This is a genomic window from Paenibacillus sp. GCM10023250, from assembly GCF_042653205.1.
GTDB lineage: Bacteria > Bacillota > Bacilli > Paenibacillales > Paenibacillaceae > Paenibacillus_Z.
On record NZ_JBHSHY010000044.1, the window covers coordinates 16149 to 39724 of the forward strand.

Annotated in this window: 21 protein-coding genes and 1 tRNA gene; 18 read left to right on the plus strand and 4 right to left on the minus strand. The window is 60.1% G+C overall.

The features are described 5' to 3' along the window. The first annotated feature begins 176 nt into the window (after nt 1-176). The 8 genes from ACFPB1_RS23210 (at nt 177) to ACFPB1_RS23245 (ending at nt 8271) form a co-directional block, all read left to right on the plus strand. Entirely contained in the window at nt 177-1919 is a 1743-nt protein-coding gene (locus ACFPB1_RS23210) for a tetratricopeptide repeat protein (RefSeq protein WP_379228518.1), read from the plus strand. Between the two features lie 29 nt (nt 1920-1948). Beyond that, complete coding sequence (gene trxB / locus ACFPB1_RS23215; RefSeq protein ID WP_379228519.1) at nt 1949-2896, plus strand: thioredoxin-disulfide reductase; 948 nt, start codon at nt 1949-1951, stop codon at nt 2894-2896. A gap of 202 nt (nt 2897-3098) precedes the next feature. Then, on the plus strand, nt 3099-4049 hold the full coding sequence (locus ACFPB1_RS23220) for an ROK family glucokinase (RefSeq protein WP_379228520.1): 951 nt from the start codon (nt 3099-3101) through the stop codon (nt 4047-4049). Nucleotides 4050-4125: 76 nt separating this feature from the next. Then, nucleotides 4126-5016, plus strand: a complete 891-nt coding sequence (gene rapZ / locus ACFPB1_RS23225; protein ID WP_379228521.1) for an RNase adapter RapZ — start codon at nt 4126-4128, stop codon at nt 5014-5016. An 8-nt stretch (nt 5017-5024) separates the two neighbouring features. Then, the gene (locus ACFPB1_RS23230) at nt 5025-6008 is read left to right on the plus strand and encodes a gluconeogenesis factor YvcK family protein (RefSeq protein WP_379228523.1); all 984 of its coding nucleotides are present in this window, start codon (nt 5025-5027) and stop codon (nt 6006-6008) included. Between the two features lie 6 nt (nt 6009-6014). Next, entirely contained in the window at nt 6015-6944 is a 930-nt protein-coding gene (whiA, locus tag ACFPB1_RS23235; RefSeq protein ID WP_379228524.1) for a DNA-binding protein WhiA, read from the plus strand. Nucleotides 6945-7041: 97 nt separating this feature from the next. Further along, nucleotides 7042-7311: an HPr family phosphocarrier protein gene (locus ACFPB1_RS23240; RefSeq protein ID WP_379228525.1), complete on the plus strand. Its 270-nt coding sequence runs from the start codon at nt 7042-7044 to the stop codon at nt 7309-7311. A 183-nt stretch (nt 7312-7494) separates the two neighbouring features. Continuing rightward, on the plus strand, nt 7495-8271 hold the full coding sequence (locus tag ACFPB1_RS23245) for an SIMPL domain-containing protein (RefSeq protein WP_379228540.1): 777 nt from the start codon (nt 7495-7497) through the stop codon (nt 8269-8271). Between the two features lie 148 nt (nt 8272-8419). Here ACFPB1_RS23245 and ACFPB1_RS23250 read toward each other — a convergent pair whose 3' ends face one another. The 3 genes from ACFPB1_RS23250 to ACFPB1_RS23260 all read right to left on the minus strand — a co-directional run bounded on the left by ACFPB1_RS23250 (nt 8420) and on the right by ACFPB1_RS23260 (nt 9920). Beyond that, on the minus strand, nt 8420-8734 hold the full coding sequence (locus ACFPB1_RS23250) for a sporulation histidine kinase inhibitor Sda (RefSeq protein ID WP_379228526.1): 315 nt from the start codon (nt 8732-8734) through the stop codon (nt 8420-8422). Nucleotides 8735-8998: 264 nt separating this feature from the next. Next, a complete protein-coding gene (gene clpP, locus ACFPB1_RS23255) occupies nt 8999-9580 on the minus strand; it encodes an ATP-dependent Clp endopeptidase proteolytic subunit ClpP (RefSeq protein WP_379228541.1) in 582 nt (193 codons plus the stop codon). Nucleotides 9581-9845: 265 nt separating this feature from the next. Next, nucleotides 9846-9920: transfer RNA gene (locus ACFPB1_RS23260), tRNA-Arg, on the minus strand. Nucleotides 9921-10163: 243 nt separating this feature from the next. Between ACFPB1_RS23260 and ACFPB1_RS23265 the strand changes: the two genes are divergently transcribed. The 7 genes from ACFPB1_RS23265 (at nt 10164) to ACFPB1_RS23295 (ending at nt 18449) form a co-directional block, all read left to right on the plus strand. Beyond that, entirely contained in the window at nt 10164-11210 is a 1047-nt protein-coding gene (locus tag ACFPB1_RS23265; RefSeq protein ID WP_379228527.1) for a sugar-binding transcriptional regulator, read from the plus strand. A 94-nt stretch (nt 11211-11304) separates the two neighbouring features. Then, on the plus strand, nt 11305-12309 hold the full coding sequence (gap, locus tag ACFPB1_RS23270; protein ID WP_379228528.1) for a type I glyceraldehyde-3-phosphate dehydrogenase: 1005 nt from the start codon (nt 11305-11307) through the stop codon (nt 12307-12309). Between the two features lie 263 nt (nt 12310-12572). Further along, nucleotides 12573-13754, plus strand: a complete 1182-nt coding sequence (locus tag ACFPB1_RS23275; protein WP_379228529.1) for a phosphoglycerate kinase — start codon at nt 12573-12575, stop codon at nt 13752-13754. Nucleotides 13755-13794: 40 nt separating this feature from the next. Then, nucleotides 13795-14547 carry a triose-phosphate isomerase gene (tpiA, locus tag ACFPB1_RS23280; protein WP_379228530.1) on the plus strand — a complete coding sequence of 251 codons (753 nt, stop codon included), beginning with the start codon at nt 13795-13797 and terminating at the stop codon, nt 14545-14547. Nucleotide 14548: 1 nt separating this feature from the next. Beyond that, nucleotides 14549-16081 carry a 2,3-bisphosphoglycerate-independent phosphoglycerate mutase gene (gene gpmI / locus ACFPB1_RS23285; RefSeq protein ID WP_379228532.1) on the plus strand — a complete coding sequence of 511 codons (1533 nt, stop codon included), beginning with the start codon at nt 14549-14551 and terminating at the stop codon, nt 16079-16081. Between the two features lie 113 nt (nt 16082-16194). Next, nucleotides 16195-17487 carry a phosphopyruvate hydratase gene (gene eno / locus ACFPB1_RS23290; RefSeq protein ID WP_379228533.1) on the plus strand — a complete coding sequence of 431 codons (1293 nt, stop codon included), beginning with the start codon at nt 16195-16197 and terminating at the stop codon, nt 17485-17487. A 194-nt stretch (nt 17488-17681) separates the two neighbouring features. After that, a complete protein-coding gene (locus ACFPB1_RS23295; RefSeq protein ID WP_379228534.1) occupies nt 17682-18449 on the plus strand; it encodes a sugar phosphate isomerase/epimerase family protein in 768 nt (255 codons plus the stop codon). Between the two features lie 198 nt (nt 18450-18647). Here ACFPB1_RS23295 and ACFPB1_RS23300 read toward each other — a convergent pair whose 3' ends face one another. Continuing rightward, on the minus strand, nt 18648-19574 hold the full coding sequence (locus ACFPB1_RS23300) for an AraC family transcriptional regulator (protein ID WP_379228535.1): 927 nt from the start codon (nt 19572-19574) through the stop codon (nt 18648-18650). 177 nt (nt 19575-19751) lie between these two features. Between ACFPB1_RS23300 and ACFPB1_RS23305 the strand changes: the two genes are divergently transcribed. The 3 genes from ACFPB1_RS23305 to rnr all read left to right on the plus strand — a co-directional run. Beyond that, nucleotides 19752-20687 carry a phytanoyl-CoA dioxygenase family protein gene (locus tag ACFPB1_RS23305; protein ID WP_379228536.1) on the plus strand — a complete coding sequence of 312 codons (936 nt, stop codon included), beginning with the start codon at nt 19752-19754 and terminating at the stop codon, nt 20685-20687. 115 nt (nt 20688-20802) lie between these two features. Next, nucleotides 20803-21039 (plus strand): preprotein translocase subunit SecG, encoded by a 237-nt coding sequence (gene secG / locus ACFPB1_RS23310; RefSeq protein WP_379228537.1) that lies wholly within the window; start codon nt 20803-20805, stop codon nt 21037-21039. Between the two features lie 229 nt (nt 21040-21268). Continuing rightward, nucleotides 21269-23576 (plus strand): ribonuclease R (rnr, locus tag ACFPB1_RS23315; RefSeq protein WP_379228538.1); only part of this gene is annotated, 2308 nt, incomplete at its 3' end.

The window sequence follows — 23576 nt, forward strand, 5'->3', positions numbered from 1 at the left end:
CCACCGGAATCGCGGGCGCATGCCCGCGATTTGCCGCGTATTCTTGCGTGTATGGATAGGCCGCGCTATGGTATAATCGTAGAAACTTTGCAGGGGGCTGGCCGCAATGCCGCGCATGATCGCTTATGCGCGCGTGAGTGCCGCCCGCCCGTGCAACCGAGGAGGTGCCTTGCGTTTTGAAAGAAAAGAAACTTGCGTTCGCCGGCCGCAGCACGAAGATCATACCGATTCAATGGGACGCAACGTTCTTCTTCGAGCGCGCGGTCCGCTCGATGGATCGATATCATTATGACAAGGCACTGAAATATTTCCGGCGCGCGGCCGAATACGAACCGGACAATCCCGTCAACCATTGCAACATGGCGGGCATCTTGTCCGAGATGGGGAATTACGAGGAATCCAACCGCATTCTCCAGTCCATCGTGACCGAGCTCGATCCCGAAATGACGGAATGCCACTTCTATATGGCGAACAATTTCGCCAACATGGAGCTGTACGAAGCCGCGGAGAACGCGCTGATCCGCTACCTGGAGGAAGACGCCGAGGGGCAGTTCCTCGAGGAAGCGGAAGAGATGATGGAGCTGCTCCACTTCGAGCTGGAGCGTCCGACGAAGCTGGCGTTCGTCAAGGCGCGCGAAGGCTTCTTCGAGCACGACAAGGCGAGGGCGATGCTCGAAGAGGGCAAATTCGTCGAAGCCGTCCGGCTGCTGGAGAGCATCGTCGAGAAGAACGGCGAGTTCCTGGCGGCGCGCAACAATTTGGCGCTGGCGTACTACTACATGGGCGTGTTCGATAAAGCGTTGATCACGATCAAGCAGGTGCTGGAGCTGGAACCCGGCAACCTGCACGCCTTGTGCAACCTGGCGATCTTCTACCAGCATGCCGGGGACAAGGAGCTGCTCGCGCCGCTCGTCGAGCTGCTGTGCAAGACCGTGCCGTTCCATCAGGAGCACGTGTTTAAGCTGGCGACGACAATGGGCATTCTAGGAAAGCATGGCGAGGCCTATCGGCACTTCATGCGGCTGCTCAAGGACGGCGGGCTGAAATCCGATGCCTGCCTGTACCACTACGCGGCCGTGGCGGCGTTCAACCTGAGCCGCTACGACGAATCGCGCCGGCTGTGGCTGCAGGTGCGGAAGCTGGACGCCGACTCCCATGTGCCGGGCTACTATTTGGAGCAGCTCGACCGCATGGCGCAGGGCCAGCCCTCCGCGCCCGCCAGCTATCACTATCACCTGCCGTTCGAGGAGCAGTTCAAGCTGTGGGAGAAATCGACGGAGTCGCTGCCGGATCATATGAAGCGCGACCCGCTTGTCCGTTCGTCTTTCTTTTGGGCGCTGCGCCACGGCGACCGGCACACGAAGCTGCAGGTCATCCAGGCGCTCGGCATGATCGCCGACAACGAAGTGAAGGACGCGCTGCGCGAGTTCATCGTGGAGCCTCAGGAGGATGATTACCTGAAGCGGATCGCGATCTTCGTGCTCCGTTCCATCGGCGTCCACGAGTCCCTCCATGCGATTCTCGAAGGCAAAGAAACCGTCATCGAGCACAGCCGGATGCCGTCCCGTCTGCCAATCTGGGAAGACAAGTGGCAGTCCGTGCTGGAAGCCGCGCTCATGCGCATGAACAAGCAGTACGACCTCGTGCAGCAGCATGACCTGCTCACGCTCTGGATCGAATTCCTGTCGCGGGTCTACCCCGACGTGCCCAAGCTCGGGAAAGTCGAAGGGTGGGCCGCCGCGCTCGAATATTTGACAGCGAAGATGCACCGCCGCGAAATTTCGTACCACGAAGTCTCGCAGCGCTACGGCATCTCGATCGCGACCGTCAGCAAATGCGCCAAGCGCATCGACGAGATTTGCGGCATTAAAGAAAAAATGAGAACGATCTTCCCGGCATTGGCGGATCACCGCGACTAAGGGAGCGCACACGCAAAGGAGGCAATATCGTGTACAAAGCTATTATTATCGGAACCGGCCCCGCGGGCATCACAGCCGCGATTTACCTGGCTCGCGCCAACATGAATCCGCTCGTCATCGAAGGCCCCGAACCGGGCGGCCAACTGACGACGACGACGGAGGTCGAGAACTTCCCGGGCTTCCCGGACGGCATCATGGGTCCGGACCTGATGGCCAATATGCGCAAGCAGGCGGAGCGCTTCGGCGCGGAATTCCGCACCGGCTGGGTCAACTCCGTCGACACCTCCAAGCGTCCATTCACGCTGCAGGTCGAAGGCCAAGGCGAACTGCAGGCCGAAGCGCTGATCATCTCGACCGGCGCCTCCGCGAAATACCTGGGCATCCCGAACGAGCGCGAGAACGTGGGCCGCGGCGTCAGCACGTGCGCGACCTGCGACGGCTTCTTCTTTCGCGGCAAGAAAATCATCGTGGTCGGCGGCGGCGACTCCGCCATGGAAGAAGCGAGCTTCCTGACGCGCTTCGCCTCCGAGGTCGTGCTGGTTCACCGCCGTTCGGAAATGCGCGCCTCCAAGATCATGCAGGACCGCGCGCGCGCGAACGACAAAATCAGCTGGGCGCTCGACCGCACGCCGCTTGAAGTCGTGGCCGGCGGCATGGGTGTCACCGGACTGAAGGTGAAGAACAACGCGACGGGCGAAGAAGAAGTCATCGAGACGAACGGCATCTTCGTCGCGATCGGCCATACGCCGAACACGAAGTTCCTGAACGGCCAGCTGGACACGGACGAGACGGGCTACCTGATCGTCAAGCCGGGCACGTCGGAGACGAACATCCCGGGCATCTTCGCCTGCGGCGACGTGCAGGACCACAAGTACCGCCAAGCGATTACCGCGGCGGGCAGCGGCTGCATGGCGGCGCTGGATTGCGAGAAGTTCCTCGAGGGCCACGCGGTTCACGACTGGAGCCAATCGCTGTAATCGAAGCTTAAGGCATGCGGAAGCGCGACGAGGACGCTGTTCGGACGGACGAACAGCGTCGCTTCATGTCGGCGAACATGCGCGAGCAGGGTGTTTTTGGCAAGTCCGGCTTATTCTTGACCAGTTGGAAGCGTTCGCTTATAGTTTAGGTGGAACGGAAGCAAGACACGATCCTTATATTAGTTATAGAGGTGGCCTAGTGATGTCTGAGAAAATTGTCGTAGGCGTTGATATTGGCGGTACGTCCATCAAGGTAGGCATTTGCGATAGTGAAGGCAGTCTGCTGCATACGTATGAAGGACCGACGGAAGTCGAGAAAGGCTCCGACGCCGTCTGCGATAACATCGCGGCATACGCGCGGCTCATCGTCGAGCAGTCCCCGTTCGAGTGGGACCAAGTCGAAGGCGTCGGCATCGGCATCGCCGGCTTCCTGGACATTCCGCGCGGTTTCGTCCACAAGTCGGTCAATTTGTTCTTCGAGAACGTGCCGCTTAAAGATATTTTGGAAGCGAAGCTCGAGAAGAAGGTCCTCGTGAACAACGACGCGAACGTGGCGGCGCTCGGCGAAGCATGGGCCGGCGCGGGCCGCGGCATCTCGGATTGCGTCTGCTACACGCTCGGCACGGGCGTCGGCGGCGGCGTCATCATCAACGGCAAAGTCGTCGAAGGCTTCAAAGGCATGGCGGGCGAGCTCGGCCATATGGCGATCGTGCCGGATCTGGAAGCGATCCAGTGCGGCTGCGGCAACAAGGGCTGCCTGGAAACCGTGTCGTCCGCGACCGGCATCATCCGGATGGCCAAGGATGCGGTCGAGCGCGGAGACCGCACGTCCCTGTCGTTCGTGGAGCATATCATGGCGAAGGACGTCATCGACGCGGCGAAGGCCGGCGACGAAGCAGCGGCGCGCATCGTCAACCGCGCGGCGTTCTACCTGGGCAAGTCGATGGCGACGGTCGCCGTCGTGCTCAATCCGCAGCGTTTCATCATCGGCGGCGGCGTCTCGAAGGCGGGCGAGTTCCTGTTCGAGCAGATCCGCGACGTCTTCCGCAAATCGACGCCGGATATGGCGCAGCAAGGCGTGGAAATCGTGCCGGCCATCCTCGGCAACGACGCAGGCGTCGTCGGCGCGGCAGGCTTGATCATCCGCGCGTAAACAGGCAAAGCGGTTTTCATTTTCATAGCTGTTTTTTCGGCGGTTGAACGGGTTTTACGGGTAGGAGGGATTGACGATGGAATCGGGAGGAACGGCGAAGGCGAAGCTCGTCATCATCACGGGCATGTCCGGGGCGGGCAAGACGATCGCGGTGCAGAGCCTGGAGGATCTGGGCTACTTCTGCGTCGATAATTTGCCGCCGGTGCTTATACCGAAATTCGCCGAATTGATCGAACAGTCCAACGGTAAAATCGGCAAGGTGGCGCTCGTGATCGACTTGCGGGGCCGCGAGTTTTTCACGGCGCTGTCGGAGTCGCTCAGCTATGTGAAAGAACACTATACGATCAGCTACGAGATTCTGTTCCTCGATGCGACGGACAGCATCCTCGTGCAGCGCTACAAGGAGAGCCGCCGGATGCATCCGCTGGCGCCCGAAGGGCTGCCGCTCGAGGGAATCGGGCTGGAGCGCCGGATGCTGGAGGATTTGAAGGGCTGGGCGACGCAGGTCATCGATACGAGCAGCCTGAAGCCGTCCCAGCTGAAGGAACGGATTATTTCCCGATTCACGAACTCGGACTTGAGCACGATCTCCGTGAACGTCATTTCCTTCGGCTTCAAATACGGCGTCCCGATCGACGCCGATCTAATCTTCGACGTAAGGTTTCTGCCCAATCCGCATTATGTCGATCATCTGCGGCCGAACACGGGGCAGAATCCCGAGGTCTACGAGTACGTCATGAAGTGGCCGGAGACGCAGGCCTTTCTCGCGAAGCTGCTCGACATGCTGCAATTTCTCATTCCGCTATATCGCAAGGAAGGCAAGAGTCAGGTCGTGATCGGCATCGGCTGCACGGGCGGCAAGCACCGTTCGGTGGCGATCGCGGAATATTTGGGGCGCATGCTCGGCAGCAGCGATACGGAAATCCTGCGCGTCAGTCATCGAGATGCGGATCGTGATCGGAGCTGAGGCAATCCATGGCGCAAGCTAGAAAGCAACAATTGCCCCGTATCGTCGTCATCGGCGGCGGTACGGGCTTGTCGGTCATGCTCCGGGGGCTGAAGGAGAAGCCGCTCGACATCACCGCGATCGTCACGGTCGCCGACGACGGCGGCAGCTCCGGCATCCTGCGAAGCGAGCTGCAGATGCCGCCGCCGGGCGATATCCGCAACGTGCTCATCGCGCTCGCGGACGTCGAGCCCTTGCTGTCCGACGTGCTGAAGTATCGGTTTAACTCAGGCACCGGTTTGGCGGGCCATAGTTTGGGCAACCTGATGCTGGCAGCGATGACCGACATTACCGGGGATTTCGTCTCGGGCGTCCGGATGCTGAGCAAGGTATTGGCCGTCCGGGGAAGGGTGCTGCCGGCCGCAGGCGAAGCCATCGTGCTGAAGGGTGAGACGGTGGACGGCACCATCATTACGGGCGAATCCAACATTCCGAAAGCCGGCCAGGCGATCAAGCGGGTCTTCATCGAACCGCCGGACGTCGAGCCGCTGGAGGAGGCGGTGGAGGCGATCCGGGAGGCCGACGCGATCCTGATCGGTCCGGGCAGCCTCTATACGAGCATCATCCCCAACCTGCTCGTGCCGAAGCTGGCGCAGAGCATCGTCGAATCGTGCGCGATCAAGATGTTCGTATGCAACGTCATGACGCAGCCGGGCGAGACGGACGACTACACTGTGAGCGATCATCTGGAAGCCGTACAGCGGCATATCGGCCATCAGCTGTTCGACTACGTGATCGTCAACGACGGCGAGATTCCGGAGCAGGTCCAGCAGAAGTACGCCGAGATGGGGGCGAAGGCCGTTCATCTGGATTTGGACGAAATGCAGCGGCGCGGCTACAAGGTCATCGCCGACAAGCTGGTCATGTTCCGCACGTATTTGCGGCATGACGCCGAGAAGCTCAGTCATCATATTTATCAGCTTGTGGAAAACTGGATGGAACGAAAGAGGTGAGGGAATATGTCTTTTGCGGGACAAACCAAAAAAGAATTGACGCTCATCGAAGCGGATGCGTGCTGTGAACGGGCGGAGCTGTCGGCGCTCATTCGCATGAACGGTTCCGTCTCGTTGTCCAGCCGGAAAGTCATTCTCGATATTTCGACGGAAAACGCAGCAATCGCCAGACGGATCTACTCCCTCATCAAGAAGCAGTTCGCCGTGCATACGGAGCTGCTCGTACGCAAGAAAATGAGGCTGAAGAAGAACAATGTGTACATCGTCCGAATCCCCGCCAAGGTGCAGGAGATTCTAAGCGAGCTCAAAATCGTCTCCGAAGGATTCGTATTCAATCAAGGCATCGACAAAGAGATTATCCGGAAATCGTGCTGCAAGCGTTCCTACCTGAGAGGGGCGTTCCTGGCGGGCGGTTCCGTGAACAACCCGGAAGGCTCATCGTACCACCTGGAAATTGCCACGATGTACGAAGAGCATTGCAAGGCGCTCGTAGAGCTGGCGAACAAGTTCGACTTGAACGCCCGCTGCATCGAACGGAAGAAGGGGTTCATCTTCTACATGAAAGAGGGCGAGAAAATCATCGAGCTCCTCAGCATCATCGGGGCGCATCAGGCGCTGTTCAAGTTCGAGGATGTCCGAATCATGCGGGATATGCGCAACTCCGTCAACCGGATCGTCAACTGCGAGACGGCGAATTTGAATAAGACGATCGGGGCGGCGGTCCGTCAGATCGATAATATCAAGCTGCTGGAGCGCGAGGTGGGGCTCGACAGTCTGCCCGACAAGCTCCGCGAGGTGGCGCATATACGATTAAGCCATCCGGACCTGAATTTGACGGAGGTCGGCGAGATGCTCAAAGGCAAGGTGAGCAAGTCCGGCGTCAACCACCGGCTGCGTAAAATCGACGAGCTTGCGGAAAAATTAAGGAACGGATAGGCAGAGGCTAGTGTACAATGCGTAAAAGTGGTATAATAGTGAATAAAATGACGTTTGCATAGGGTAACGGTTGAATTTCGTATAGGGGGTAAGTTTCATGACAAGGCATCCGGTTGTCGTTCGACTGAAGACGGGTCTTCATGCAAGACCGGCCGCACTTTTTGTCCAGGAAGCGAACAAGTTTTCTTCCGAGGTCTTTGTTGAGAAAGACGATAAAAAGGTGAACGCAAAATCCATTATGGGGATTATGAGCCTTGCAATTAGCTCTGGCACTGAAGTTACGATAAGTGCGGAAGGTTCGGATGCCGACCAAGCTGTAACCGCTTTAGTCAGCCTGGTCAGCAAGGAAGAGCTTGAGAACCAATAAGGACGAAATCACGGCCGTTTGAGGCCGTTCATTTCGATACGAGGAAACTCCCGTACGGGGGTTTTTTCTGTTTTTATCCGCAGGTTGAAGAATGTTTGCGTTTTCCTGCAACATCGGCGGAGCCGGATGCGTCATAACTATCAGAATCACCTAAATTTAACCAGAAGGGGCGGGTTGAATGTGATGAAGAGGGTAAACCCGAAGTGGCTGCTGGTGCCGGTCTTAGCGCTCGCGGTCGGGGTGGGCGCGGTGCTCGGCGGAGCGGGACAGGGCAGCAAACCGGTCTATGCGGTGGAGAGCGGCGCGGCGGCGCAGAAGAACACGATTACGGTATCGGGCAACGGCAAGATCGAAGCGGCGCCGGATGTCGCGTACGTCAGTGTGGCGGTCGAGGCGCGGGCGGCGACAGCGAAGGACGCGCAGGCGAAGAACGCGACGCAGTTCTCGGGCCTGACGAAGCTGCTGTACGAGACGTACAAGCTCGCGGCGAAGGACGTCAAGACGACGGGCTTCTCCGTGCAGCCGGAGTACGAGTACAACCCGAAGGACGGCTCGAGCAAGGTGAAGGGATACGTGGCCGTGCACGCGGTACAGGTGACGACGCGCGACTTGAACGGCATCGGCAAGCTGCTGGACGCGCTGTCCGCTTCCGGCGCGAATCGCGTCGACGGCGTGCGGTTCGATACGGAGAAGCAGGAACAGTACGAGCTGCAGGCGCTCGATAAAGCGATGGCGAACGCCAAAGCGAAAGCCGCGGCGCTCGCGAAGGCGGCCGGCAAGCAGGTGACGGACGTCATCACCATTACGCAGAACAGCGCCAATAGCGGCCCAATCTTCATCAATCAGGGCGAGATGGCCGCAGCGGCGGCGGATTCGGCGGCAGGGGCGCCGAGCACGAGCGTGCAGACGGGCGAGATTACCGTCTCCACCGACATTACCGTCGTGTACGAGATGAAGTAAGCCTTGCAATCGGCAATGCTGTAGTAAGCCGCGCTGCGGACTATGCGGCAGCCGTGCAATAAGCGTGCAATAAGCGTGCAAGAAACCAAAGAAGACCGGCCTCCCGGAAGGGGCCGGTCTTCTTTATGAACTGCCTTTAGCGGCGCGGCTAGGCCGGCGACTTCTGGTCGTCGTTGACATCCAGGCCGCGCTGCTCGATCGCGTGCTCGATCAGCGCGATGAACTCCTCGGAGAGGTGCATCGCTTTCGCTTCCTGGTACACCTCGATGAGGTGGGAATCGCTAAGCGGACGCAGCAAGAGCGACCGGTCCTGCATCGGCAGAAACAAATTATGAGTATCGGGTTCGGACGGCGCATGCGTCAATTTGGGTTCGAACGTGGGTGCGTATGGCGTAAAGGCATTGCCCGAGTCATTGGATCGAATGAAATTTCGCACGCTTGCGAAGGGTTTCGTAAGTTTCATGCGTGTGCAACTCCGTTTTATAGATTTCACTGCGTAGCCTAAGGGAAGGTGGAACTGGAATCATTTAGTACATAATATCACGATTTGAAGGGATCGTCCTTATGCATTCACACCGTTGAATGCTTATTGACAAACAACAGAATGTGTGATATATGAGAGAAATTTAACAACATTAAAACGCGTTAACCCCGTGAAGGATTAACGCGTTTCGATGTCGTGTCGTATGAAAACCTTACAAATCTTACGCAAAACCAATCGCGAATCTTACAGTTTCTCGATCACTTTGTCGACGAGGCCGTAAGCTGCCGCCTCGGAAGCGGACATGAAATAGTCGCGGTCCGTGTCGCGTTCGATTTTCTCGAGCGATTGGCCGGTGCGCTCCACGAGGATGCGGTTCAGCGTGTCCCGCGTCTTCAGGATGTGCTTCGCGCGAATCTCGATGTCGCTGGCCTGGCCTTGCGCGCCGCCGAGCGGCTGATGGATCATCACTTCGCTGTTCGGCAGCGCGTAGCGCTTGCCTTTCGCCCCGGCCGCGAGCAGGAAGGCGCCCATGGAAGCCGCCATGCCGACGCAGATCGTCGAGACGTCCGGTTTAATGAAGTTCATTGTATCGAAGATGGCGAGACCGGCCGAGACCGAACCGCCTGGGCTGTTGATGTAGAGCGAGATGTCTTTGTCGGGATCGTCCGCCGCCAGGAACAGCAGCTGCGCGATAATGGAGTTGGCGACCAGATCATTGACCGGCGTGCCGAGGAAGACAATCCGATCCTTCAGCAAGCGGGAGTAAATGTCGTAGGCGCGCTCCCCGCGGTTGTTTTGCTCGATAACCATGGGTACGAAGTTCATCGATTCCATCGTGGTTCCCTCCTAAAAAGCAAATGGTTTGTAAAACAGGTGTGGCGTGTAATGACATTCTACCGGATAAAAAGGCAAAAGTCAAAGAAGGTCAAATAAAGGTCAAAGCCGCGCAAAACCGGGCCGCGGAAGGTTATCTTCCGGGAGAATTGGAGATGCTGATTTAGGTGACCGAAGTTCGGGAGGCAAAGAAAGAAGGACCTTCCGGAAGCGGAAGGTCCTTCATCATATGTAGACGATTGAATGGTAAAGGTAATGGCGCGCCCGCGAGGAATTGAACCTCGATCTCAGGCTCCGGAGGCCTACGTCATATCCATTGGACCACGGGCGCGTTTGTGACAGCAAAATTGATTATAGGGGATAACGAGCAGAATTGCAAGTCCGAATTTCAAAATAATTTTGTGTAAATCGTGTCCGTAATCGTTTTCAACCGGACGGCCGGTCTTGCCCCCGTTAATCGAATGGGTTACAATAGCGGTGGGACGAAAAATGATCATGCGGGACATTTTATGTCCCTTGATGTTGTCGGTCCCGGAATGATCCAGCTCTATCGTAACTGGAGTTGATGTTGAAGATGCACGCGCTGATCGCCATACAACAGCAGCTTCTGCCGGATCTGCTCGTCGTCATGCGCAAACGGTACCTTATACTCCGCCAGGTGATGCTCTCGGACATGATCGGCAGGCGCTCGCTCGCCGCATCCCTGGATATGACGGAACGCGTGCTTCGCGCCGAAACGGATTTCCTCAAATCGCAGGATCTGCTGATCATCGACGCCGGCGGCATGCGGATCAGCGAAGCGGGCAGACGCCTCCTCGAAGAGATGGAGCCGTTCTACAAGGCGATGTTCGGCTTGTCGGAGCTGGAAGAGAAGATTCGCAGGCATTTCGGCTTGAAGCAGGTCGTTATCGTTTCCGGAGATTCGGACGAGTCGCCGGTCACGCGGCGGGAGCTCGGACGCGCGGGCTGCAGCGTGCTCCGCAAGGACATGAAGGACAACGACGTCATCGCGGTGACGGGCGGGTCGACGCTCGCGCAGGTGGCGAATCAATTGACGTCCCAGACACCGCTGAAGAACAACCTGTTCGTGCCGGCGCGCGGCGGGCTGGGCGAGAGCCTGGATTACCAAGCGAACACGATAGCCTCTACCATGGCGAAGCGGACGGGGGCGCAGTACCGGCTGCTGCACGTGCCCGACCACTTGGGAGAGGAAGCGTACACGTCGCTCATGCAGGAGCCGAACGTGCGCGAGATCGTGGAGGTCATCCGCAGGGCCCGCATCGTGGTTCACGGCATCGGAGACGCTATGGTCATGGCCAGGCGCAGGCGCGTGGACGCCGCGGCCGCGGAAGCGATGCAGGCGGAGGGAGCGCTCGCGGAATCGTTCGGGTACTACTTTGACCGCAACGGCGCCGTCGTCCATAAGATGCTGACCGCCGGGCTGCGGCTCGAAGACATCATGGAGACGGAAGTCGTCATCGCAATCGCCGGCGGACGGAGCAAAGGCGAAGCCATCGCGGCGGTCATGCGTTTCGGGCACGACGACGTGCTCGTGACGGACGAAGCCGCGGCGCAGGAAATCGCGTCTATCATCGATAAGGAATCGGCGCAGCAAGGATGAACGCAGTGATCTTGACGGATCGGAGGGCGGCCCCGCGGCATCCCGCCGAAGCTCGTCTTGACATAAATGAAATCATGTCTAGGAGGAAACAAAAATGGTAAAAGTTGGTATTAACGGTTTTGGTCGTATCGGTCGCAACGTATTCCGTGCCGCGCTGAACAACCCGAATGTCGAAGTCGTCGCAGTCAACGATCTGACGGACACGAACACGCTTGCTCACCTGCTGAAATACGACACGACGCACGGCAAGCTCGACGGTACGGTTGAAGCGAAAGAAGGCGCGCTGGTCGTAAACGGCCGCGAGATCAAAGTCTTTGCTGAACGCAACCCTGAAAACCTCCCTTGGGCATCCGTCGGCGCGGAAATCGTCGTTGAATCCACGGGTATTTTCACGGCGAAAGAAAAAGCCGAGCTTCACCTGAAAGGCGGCGCGAAGAAAGTCATCATCTCCGCACCGGCTTCCAACGAAGACATCACGATCGTCATGGGCGTCAACGAAGACAAATACGATGCGGCCGCTCACACGATTATCTCCAACGCGTCCTGCACGACGAACTGTCTGGCTCCGTTCGCAAAAGTGCTTAACGACAAATTCGGTATCGTAAAAGGCATGATGACGACGATTCACTCGTACACGAACGATCAGTCCGTACTCGACGTTCCGCATAAAGATCTGCGCCGCGCCCGCGCTGCCGCGGAAAATATCATTCCTTCTTCCACGGGCGCTGCTAAAGCGGTATCCCTCGTACTGCCTGAGCTGAAAGGCAAATTGAACGGCATGGCCATGCGCGTACCTACGCCTAACGTTTCCGTAACCGACCTGGTTGCCGAGCTGAAAGTCAACGTTACGGTCGAAGAAGTGAACGCGGCGCTGAAAGACGCTTCCGAAACTTCCCTTAAAGGCATCTTGAACTACAACGAAGAGCCGCTTGTATCGAGCGACTACAACCACGACCCTGCTTCCTCCACGATCGATGCGCTGTCGACGATGGTCGTTGAAGGCAACATGGTTAAAGTCATCTCCTGGTACGACAACGAGTGGGGCTATTCCAACCGCGTCGTCGACCTGGCTGCATATATCGCGTCGAAAGGCCTGTAAGAAGCGGCGGATGTCTCTGGTCCCCCTTTGAATGGGGATGCCGAGGGCCCTCCTCTGGACACCCGACGTTATGGTGAAGGAGCTGCCGGTGCAGCTCCTTCGCGGTGGTTTACGGGGACCCGAGGCTTGGCGCCGCGGGCGGCGGCGCCCTACACATAGATGCAAGCCCGCGCGCGAGCGGGAGCGGATAGCGTGGAGAATTTCAATACACTTTAACCTTTTTCCGCCTCGTGGCGGCTTGGGTACCGGGAGGAATTCTGCTAATGAACAAGAAGAGTGTGCGTGACGTAGAAGCAGCGGGCAAGCGCGTATTCGTGCGCGTCGATTTCAACGTGCCGATGGAGAACGGAGCGATCACGGACGATACGCGGATCCGCGAGACGCTGCCGACGATCCAATACTTGATCGGGAAGGGCGCGAAAGTCATTCTGGCGAGCCATATGGGCCGTCCGAAAGGACAAGTCGTGGAAGAGCTGCGCCTCACGAAAGCCGGAGAGCGTCTGTCGGAGCTGCTCGGCAAGCCCGTAGCCAAGGCCGACGAGGCAATCGGCGACGCGGTCAAGGCGGCGGTGGCCGGGCTGAAGGACGGCGACGTGCTGCTGCTTGAAAACGTGCGTTTCTACGAAGGCGAGGAGAAGAACGATTCCGAGCTGGCGAAGGCGTTTGCCGAATTGGCCGACCTGTTCGTCAACGACGCGTTCGGCGCCGCGCATCGCGCGCATGCGTCGACGGAAGGCATCGCGCACTACCTGCCGGCCGTGTCCGGCCTGCTGATGGAGAAGGAGCTCGACGTGCTCGGCAAGGCGCTGTCGAATCCCGAGCGTCCGTTCACGTCGATCGTAGGCGGCTCCAAGGTGAAGGACAAGATCGACGTCATTAACAAGATGATCGAGATCGCGGACAACATCATCATCGGCGGCGGCCTGTCCTACACGTTCTTCAAGGCGCAGGGCTTTGAAATCGGCCAATCGCTGTGCGACAACTCCAAGCTCGACCTCGCGCTGGAATTCATCGAGAAGGCGAAGGCGCAAGGCAAGCGGTTCCTGCTGCCGGTCGACATCGTCGTCACGGACGAGTTCAGCCCGAAAGCGAACACGAAGATCGTTGACGTGAACGGCATTCCGGCCGACTGGGAAGGCATCGACATCGGACCGAAGACGCGCGAGATTTACGCGGACGTCATCAAGAGCTCCAAGCTCGTCGTCTGGAACGGCCCGATGGGCGTGTTCGAGATCGAGCCGTTCTCCCACGGCACGCGCGCGGTCGCGCAAGCCTGCGCGGAGACGGAAGGCTACACGGTTATCGGCGGCGGCGACTCCGCGGCGGCAGCTGAGAAGTTCCACCTGGCCGACAAGATGGACCACATCTCCACGGGCGGCGGCGCTTCCCTGGAATTCATGGAAGGCAAGGCGCTTCCGGGCGTCGTTGCGCTGAACGATAAGTAAGAACCGAACCGAGCACGAAGGTAAAGGAGCGATTGCGACCATGCGTAAACCGATTATTGCGGGCAACTGGAAAATGTTCAAAACCGTGTCCGAAGCGACGGCATTCTTCGCAGACGTGAAGGGCAAAGCGGAAGTCGACGGCGTCGAAACCGTCATCTGCGCGCCGTTCACGACGCTACCGGCGCTCGTAGAAGCGGCGAAAGGCACGTCGATCGCCATCGGCGCGCAAAACGTCCATTTCGAGGACAACGGCGCGTTCACGGGTGAGATCAGCGGCGTCATGTTGAAGGACCTCGGCGTGAAATACGTCATTATCGGCCACTCCGAGCGCCGCGCCTACTTCGCGGAGACGGACGAGATTGTGAACAAGAAGGTGCAGGCGGCGTTCAAGCACGGCTTGACACCGATCGTCTGCGTCGGCGAGAAGCTCGAAGAGCGCGAAGCCGAGCAAACGAAAACGGTCTGCAAGGTGCAGACGGAAGCGGCGTTCCAAGGCCTCTCCGCCGCGCAAGCGGCCGAAACGGTCGTCGCGTACGAGCCGATCTGGGCGATCGGTACGGGCAAATCGTCCACGGCGGCGGACGCCGAAGACGTCATCGCGTTCATCCGCGGCGTCATCGCTGGTCTGTACGACGCGGCGACGGCGAATGCGGTCCGCATCCAATACGGCGGCAGCGTCAAACCGAACAACGTAAGCGAATATATGGCGCAACCCAACATCGACGGCGCCTTGGTCGGCGGGGCGAGCCTCGAGCCCGCTTCCTTCGTTCAGCTGGTCGAGGGGGCGAAATAAGATGACGGCACCGGTAGCACTCATCATCTTGGACGGCTTCGGCCTTCGCAATGACGTGACGGGCAACGCGGTCGCGCAGGCGAATAAACCGAACTATGACCGTTATTGGTCGACGTATCCGCACACGACGCTCACGGCGAGCGGCGAAGCGGTCGGATTGCCGGAAGGCCAGATGGGCAACTCCGAGGTCGGCCATCTGAACATCGGCGCGGGCCGGATCGTGTATCAGGACTTGACCCGCATCAGCAAGTCCATCCGCGACGGCGAGTTCTATGATAACGAGACGCTGGTCGGCGCGGTTCGCCACGCCAAAGCGAACGGCAAGAAGCTCCACCTGTACGGCCTGCTCTCCGACGGCGGGGTGCACAGCCACATCGACCACCTCTTCGCGCTGCTCGACCTGGCGAAGAAGGAAGAGATGCCGGAGGTGTACATTCACGCGTTCCTCGACGGCCGCGACGTCGCGCCGGACAGCGCGAAGGGCTACTTGGAGAAGCTGACGGCGAAGATTAAGGAAGTCGGCGTGGGCAACATCGCGACGGTGCAAGGCCGCTACTACGCGATGGACCGCGACAAGCGCTGGGAGCGCACCGAGAAGTCGTACCGCGCGATGGTCTACGGAGAGGGTCCGAAGTATGCGGATCCGATCCAAGCGGTTACGGAATCGTACGCGAATTCGGTGTTCGACGAGTTCGTCATGCCGACGGTCATCGTGAAGGAAGACGGCAGCCCGGTCGGCCTCGTAGAATCCGGGGACTCGGTCGTGTTCTTCAACTTCCGCCCGGACCGCGCGATCCAGCTCTCGCAGGTGTTCACGAACGAAGATTTCCGCGGCTTCGACCGCGGGCCGCAAGCGCCGAAGAACCTGCATTTCGTCTGCCTGACGCTGTTCAGCGAGACGGTCGGCGGATACGTCGCGTATTCGCCGAAGAATCTGGACAACACGCTGGGCGAGGTGCTCGTGCAGAACGGCAAACGCCAGCTGCGCATCGCCGAGACGGAGAAGTACCCGCACGTGACGTTCTTCTTCAGCGGCGGCCGCGACCAAGAGCTCGAAGGCGAGACACGGATCCTGATCCCGTCCCCGAAGGTCGCCACGTACGACCTGAAGCCGGAAATGAGCGCCTACGATGTGGCGGCGGCCGCAGTGAAGGAGATCGAAGCGGATCGTCAGGACGTCATTATCCTGAATTTCGCGAACCCCGACATGGTCGGCCACTCCGGCATGCTGGAGCCGACGATCAAGGCGGTCGAAGCGACGGACGCGTGCCTCGGGCAAGTCGTGGAAGCAGTGCTGGCCAAAGGCGGCGTCTGCCTCATCACGGCGGACCACGGCAACGCGGACATGGTCATCGACGAGAACGGGCGTCCGTTCACGGCGCATACGACCAACCCGGTTCCGTTCATCGTGACCAAGCAGGTCGGCCCGCTGCGCGAAGACGGCATCCTGGCCGATATCGCGCCGACGATCCTCCATCTCGCGGGCTTGAGCAAGCCGGAAGAAATGACCGGCCAGTCGCTTGTCCAAGGCTAAGAGATACAGTACAATCGTAGACGATAACGACCGGCAGCTGGCGCGTCCCATTCGACGCCCCCGGGGACCGCGCAAGAACCCAACAATATATTACAAGGAGTGTATCTGAAACCATGTCTATCATCACCGACGTATACGCACGCGAAGTTCTGGACTCCCGCGGCAACCCTACGGTAGAAGTCGAAGTCATCCTCGAGTCCGGCGGCAAAGGCCGCGCGATCGTGCCATCCGGCGCATCCACGGGCGCATACGAAGCCGTTGAGCTCCGCGACGGCGACAAATCCCGTTACCTCGGCAAAGGCGTTCTGAAAGCCGTCGAGAACGTCAATGCGATCATCGCCCCGGAAATCATCGGCCTCGACGCGCTGGACCAAGTGCTGATCGACCGCAAGATGATCCAGCTGGACGGCACGCCTAACAAAGGCAAGCTGGGCGCCAACGCGATTCTCGCCGTCTCCATGGCCTGCGCGCGCGCGGCAGCCGACGCGCTCGACGTGCCGCTGTACACGTACCTGGGCGGCTTCAACGCCAAGACGCTGCCGGTTCCGATGATGAACATCGTCAACGGCGGCGAGCACGCCGATAACAACATCGACGTGCAGGAATTCATGGTCCTGCCGGTCGGCGCGGACAGCTTCAAGGAAGCGCTGCGCATCGGCGCGGAAATCTTCCACAACCTGAAGTCCGTTCTGAAGGACAAAGGCCTGAACACGGCCGTCGGCGACGAAGGCGGCTTCGCGCCGAACCTCGGCTCCAACGAAGAAGCGATCACGACGATCATCTCCGCGATCGAGCGTGCGGGCTACAAGCCGGGCGAAGACGTATTCCTCGGCATGGACGTCGCGTCCACGGAGTTCTATAAAGACGGCAAGTACCACCTCGAAGGCGAAGGCCGTTCGTTCACGTCCGCCGAGTTCGTTGACCTGCTCGCTTCGTGGGTAGACAAATACCCGATCATCACGATCGAAGACGGCTGCTCCGAAGACGACTGGGAAGGCTGGAAGCTGCTGACCGACCGTCTGGGCGGCAAAGTGCAGCTCGTCGGCGACGACTTGTTCGTGACGAACACCGAGCGCCTGTCCGACGGCATCGAGAAAGGCGTAGGCAACTCGATTCTCGTGAAAGTCAACCAAATCGGCTCGCTGACGGAAACGTTCGACGCGATTGAAATGGCGAAGCGCGCGGGCTACACGGCTGTCATCTCGCACCGCTCCGGCGAATCCGAAGACAGCACGATCGCCGACATCGCGGTCGCGACGAACGCCGGTCAGATCAAAACGGGCGCGCCGTCCCGCACGGACCGCGTCGCGAAATACAACCAGCTGCTCCGCATCGAGGACGAGCTGGGCTCCACGGCGCAATATGCCGGCAAGAGCGCGTTCTATAACTTGAAGAACTTTAAATAATCGGCGGCCCTCATTCGGGCCCGAGGCCAAAAAAACAAAAGAATGTCCCAAATGGCGGCGTGGATTCGCTACGGGGGACGGCTATAATGAGGGGAGAGACGGCAGGGCGCAAGGACCTGCGGCTCTCCTCTTTTTTGTTAGCCCGAACGTACGGACCGTAGACCGACTATACTTAATCATTCGAGGTGGATATCGTGGCAAAACCGGTGGTAGGCTTGCAGCTGTACACGCTCCGCGATCAGACGGAGAAGGATTTCCTGGGCACGATCCGCAAAGTGGCGGAAATGGGCTACACGGCGGTGGAATTCGCGGGGTATTACAACACGCCGGCGTCCGAGCTGAGAGCGGTGCTCGACGAACTGAAATTGGAAGCGCCTTCGGCGCATGTCGGACTGAACTTCGGCGAGCCGGAGAAGATCGACCAAGACCTGAGAAAGCAGATCGATTACGCCAAGGAGCTCGGCCTGAAATACATCGTGACGCCGTGGGCGCCGCTGCCGGAAAATCCGACGATCGACGACGTCAACAAGCTGGCGGGCATTCTCGAAGCCGCCGGCAAGCAAGTGACGGAGGCCGGCCTCAAGTACGGCTACCACAACCACGACTTCGAATTCAAGCTGGTGGAAGGCAGGCCTGTCATCGACTGGCTGCTGGAGAAGGTGTCGCCGGAGTACCTGATCGCCGAGTTCGACCTCGGCTGGGTGCACATGGGCGGCCAGATCCCGACCGAGTACGTGACGCGCTATGCGGGACGCGTGCCGCTGGCGCATTTTAAAGACTTCGGCCAGGGCCGCAGCGACACGGAAGTCGGCAAAGGCATCGTCGACCTGAAGGGCGTCCTTGACATCGCGGAGCAGGCCGGCATCGAATACGTCATCGTCGAGCAGGAAGAGTTCGAGCACTCTTCCCTCGAGAGCGCGAAGCTCAGCCTGGAGTTCTTCCGCCAGCACGGCTTCGCGTAAGCCGGTCTGCGGGCGAAGAACCGCATAACAAGACAAGCACAAGCCACAAGCAGCATGACCCGAACCGGCCGGATGAGCCGCTCGGCAATTCACCCGCTTAAAGAACAAAAGGCCCCGTTCTCCGTCGCTTCGCGGCGCGGAGGCGGGGCCTTTTTCGGATGCTTCACGGCCTTAAGGAACGGCGAACGATTCGCACCCTTAAATAAACCGGCTGCCGCCGCGAAACTTACCGGGCGGGACGCCGGCGCGCTGCTTAAACCATTTGGTGAAGTTGTGGATGCTGCCGGCTTCCAGCTCCGCCGCGATCGCGAGGAGCGGCAGCTCGGTATGGGCGAGCAGGTCCTTGGCCAGCTGCAGCTTGCGGGCCATGAAGTAGTCGTACGGCGTGACGCCGAGCCGCGCGCGGAATTGCCGGGCGATATAGTCGGGATGGTAGGCGCTCCACTCGCCCAGCCAGCGGCGGTCGTAGCGCTCCCGCGCGTGCCGGGCCAGCCGTTCGGCAATGCCGGCGACGAGCGGCGAGACCGGCTGCCGGCCTTCGCGCCGCTCATCCTGCTTGATGGAGGCGATCAGCTCCAGCAGCAGACCGCGCAGCAGCGCCGTCTTGAAGCCGCGGTCCTCCATGCCGTAGCATTCGGCGATCCGGGCGAATAGGGGCTCGAAGCGCTCCGCGGGCAGCTCCCGGACGTCGCCGATCGTCAGATCGTCCTCGGGGCGGTCGGGGCTCTCGATGACCATCCGGTTGTCGCGCTTCGCGTCCGCCGCGGGATCGAAGGACGCTTCTTGGATCGAGATGCCGGCGCCCGTCCCGTCATCATCGCCGGTCCAGCTGAAGTGGAGCCCGTACAGCAGGAACGGCCGCTCCCTGTCCGCCTCGAAGCGGTGCACCGTCTCCGGTCCGTAGTAGAACAAGCTGCCGGGGACCGCGTCGTAGCGCTCGCCCTGGATCCAGGCCGTCCCGCGCCCGTCCGCGACCAGGATGAACTGATGCTCGTCGATCACCCGCGGCCCGAAGACGAAGCCCGGCGGACACTGCATCCGGTTGGCGTACCGGACGATCGGCCGCAGCGCGTCCCAAGCGATCGTAGGGGGCGGCGGCAGATCAGCCGGGCGAATGTCGCGCATGCGGATTCACCTGCCCTTTCGGTGATGATGGCGTTTGCGAGTTGTCGGTCAGCGTTAAATGTTCGTCGGATCGCAGCAAATACATGCCGCTTCTTACACCATACAATGGGGATAACCGATCGGCAAGGGTTAATCGGACGCGATCGACAATCTATGAGCGGAAGGGACGGGATCGGCATGGATCCGGCAATGAAACCGGCGACGCGGGAATTCGGGGACTCGACGCCGCTGCTCGCGCAGCCCGAGGCGCTGCGCCGGGAAGCGAAGGCGAAAGGCTATCTGTTCTTCAAGGGGTTCTTCGAGCGGGAGGAGGTCATGGCCATGCGGCGTCTCCTGCTGAATATCCTGCACGACGAGGGGCTGCTCGACCCGGCGCGGCCGCTCATGGACGGCTTCGGGAACCGGCCCGCCATCGACGCGCTGAAGCCGGAGGAGATCAATTGGAGCGGCATCGGCACGACGCAGCGGGTGTACCATCGGGTGCAGAAGCAAGAGGCGTTCCACGCGTTCGCGCAGCATCCGAAGCTCCTCGCCCTGTTTGATACGCTGTTCGGAGAGCGGTCGTTCCCGCACCCGCGCAACATCGCGCGCATCATGCTGCCGAGCGCGGCGCTGAACGTGACGCCGCCGCACCAGGATTTCCTGCATATCCAGGGCAGCGCCGATACGTGGACCTGCTGGGCGCCGATGGGCGACGTGCCGCGGTCGCTCGGCGGGCTGTCGATCCTGGAGGGCAGCCACGAGGCGGGCCTGCTCGGCGTAACCGCCAATCCCGGAGCCGGCGGGCTGGAGTCCATCCTCTGCAGCCTCGGGTACGAGTGGACCGAGGGCGATTACGAAGCGGGCGACATCGTGATCTTCCACAGCCTCACCGTGCACAAGGCGCTGCCGAACCGGGAGCCCGGACGCGTGCGCTTGTCGCTCGATCTGCGCTACCAGCCGGCGAGCCAGCCGATCGAGCGCGCGTCGCTGCTGCCGCACGGGCCGTTCGAGTGGGAGGAGCTGTACGAGGGCTGGACGCGCGAAGAGCTGAAGTATTACTGGAAGCGCGAAAACTTCGCGTACTTGCCGTTCGACGAATCGATCCGGTGGCAAAAGGAAAAAATTTGCTAGCTTGTATTCATTTTAGGCCTATGATACAATAATATTGCTGTTTCTAGGTCTTGTCTCCACTATCGACAAGGCAGCGGAAATCGAAAAATGTGCTCCTTGTGCAGGAGGTGGAACAATGGATATTACGTTTAAAATTTTGCTCGTTATCTTTGCTCTTGCTCTGATCGCGATCGTACTGCTTCAAAAAGGAAAGAGCGCGGGGCTTTCCGGCGCAATCTCCGGCGGCGCCGAGCATTTGTTCGGCAAGACGAAGGCGCGCGGCCTGGACCTGTTTTTGCAGCGTCTGACGGTTGCGGTGGCGGCGGGATTCTTCATCCTGGCGCTTGTCGTAGCTTATCTCGTGAAAGTATAATATCCGGAACGAAAGCGGGCGTACGGCCCGCTTTTTTTTGTGCCTCCGGTTCGTGGAAGATACTGGCAGGGTAATGAACCGGGACGGGCGCAGCAGTTTTTTGTATTTTGGCCGGGCGGCCGCGGATGGTCGTCCCCGCTTTCGTGTATACTATATGGTATATGATAATCTATCAACCGACTGCTGCAATTGTGGATGGACGGCATCGCGGTATATGAGGTGAAGAACAATGGTAACCGAGCAGCAGCTCCTTGATTATATGCGCGAGCAATCGTACAAGCCGAGGACCTACCAGGAGCTGGACCGGCAGTTCGGGGGAGAAGGTACGGCGGCGTCGTTCCGGTCGTTCCTCGTCCTGCTGAACGATTTGGAGAACGAAGGGAAAATCGTGCGCGACGCGAATGACCGTTACGGGCTGCCCGAGCGGATGCATTTGGTGCGCGGACGCATTCAGGCGCACGCGAAGGGCTTCGCGTTCCTCCTCCCCGAGGACAAGGAACACGGGGACGTATACATCGGCGCGAACGATCTCAAGAGCGCGATGAACGGCGACACGGCGCTCGTGCGCATCACGTCGCGCAGCGCGGCCGGGGGCCGCATGGAGGGCGAGGTCATCCGCATCGTGGAGCGTGCGGTGACGCAGCTCGTCGGCACGTTCCAGAATCACGAGGTGTATGGCTTCGTCATTCCGGATGACAAGCGGATCAACCGAGATATATTCATCCCGCAGGGCAAGTTCCTCGGGGCAGTGACGGGCCAGAAGGTCGTCGCGCGCATCGTCGCCTATCCGGAAGGCCGTTCGGCCGCGGAGGGCGAAGTGATCGAGGTGCTGGGGCACAAGGACGACCCTGGCATCGACATTTTGTCCATCATCCGCAAGCATCAGCTGCCCGAGAGCTTCCCGGACGACGTGATGCAGGAAGCGGAAGCCGCGCCGGACGCCATCACGGAGGACGAGATCGTGCGGCAGGGACGGCGCGATCTGCGGAATAAGGTCATCGTCACGATCGACGGCGAAGATGCGAAGGACCTCGACGACGCGGTCAACATCGAGCGGCTGGAGAACGGCAACTACGTGCTGGGCGTCCATATCGCGGACGTTGGCTATTACGTACGGGAGAATTCCGCGCTGGACCAGGAAGCATACCGCCGCGGCTGCAGCGTGTACCTCGTCGACCGGGTCATCCCGATGCTGCCGCACCGGCTGTCGAACGGCATCTGCTCGCTGAATCCGCAAGTGGACCGCCTGACGATGTCCTGCGAGATGGAATTCGACGCGCAGACGCTGAAGCGGGTACGCCACGACGTGTTCACGAGCGTCATTCGGACGAAGGAACGGATGACCTACGCGAACGTGCGCAAGATTTTGCAAAACGAGGACGAGGACGTGACGGCGCGCTACGCCGATCTCGTCGATACGTTCAAGCTAATGGAGGAGCTGGCGACGCGGCTGCGCGGCATGCGGATGAAGCGGGGCGCGATCGACTTCGATTTCGTCGAGGCGAAGGTTCTCGTCGATGAGGAAGGCAAGGCGGTCGACATCGTCAAGCGCGAGCGTTCCATCGCGGAATCGATCATCGAGGAATTCATGCTGGCGGCCAACGAGACGGTCGCGGAGCATTTTTACTGGCTGAAGGTGCCGTTCGTGTACCGGACGCACGACAATCCCGATCAGGAGAAGCTGCTGCACTTCGTGCAGTTCGCGGCGAACTTCGGCTATACGATCAAAGGCAAGGGAGGCAGCGTGATCCATCCGCGCTCGCTCCAGACGCTGCTCGAGGATATCCGCGGCACGAAGGAGCAGACCGTCATCTCGACGGTGATGCTGCGCTCGATGAAGCAAGCGAAGTACGACGCGGAGAGTCTGGGCCACTTCGGTCTGGCCGCGGAGTTCTACACGCACTTCACATCGCCGATCCGCCGGTATCCCGACTTGGTCATTCACCGCGTCATGCGGGAGGTGTTCGAGAACGGCGGGACGCTGCCGGAAGCCCGCATCGAGGCGCTGGCCGCCAAGATGCCGGAGATCGCGCAGCAATCGTCCGAGCGAGAACGGGTCGCCGTCGACGCGGAGCGCGATACGGAGAAGCTGAAAAAATGCGAGTTCATGCTCGATAAGGTCGGCGAGGAATTCGAGGGCATCGTCAGCAGCGTGACGAGCTTCGGCATCTTCGTGGAGCTGCCGAACACGGTGGAAGGGCTCGTCCGTCTGAGCGAGCTCTCGGACGATTATTACCACTTCCACGAGCAGCACATGCTGCTCGTCGGCGAGCGGACGTCGAAGACATTCCGCATCGGCGACGAGGTGCGCGTCCGCGTGGAGCGGGTGAACATGGACGAGTATACGATCGATTTCGCGATGCTCGAGAATTTGGAAGCGGGCGCGGCGAACGGCGATACGGCGCGCGAGCTGGGCTTCGGCGGGCGTGAGCGCGGGGGCGCGCGCGGCCGCAAGGGCCGCGGCGGAGCAGGCCGCGACGGCCGCGCCGCCGCGCAGCAGCGGAGCGGCGAGCGCGAGCGCGAAGGCGGCTCGCGCG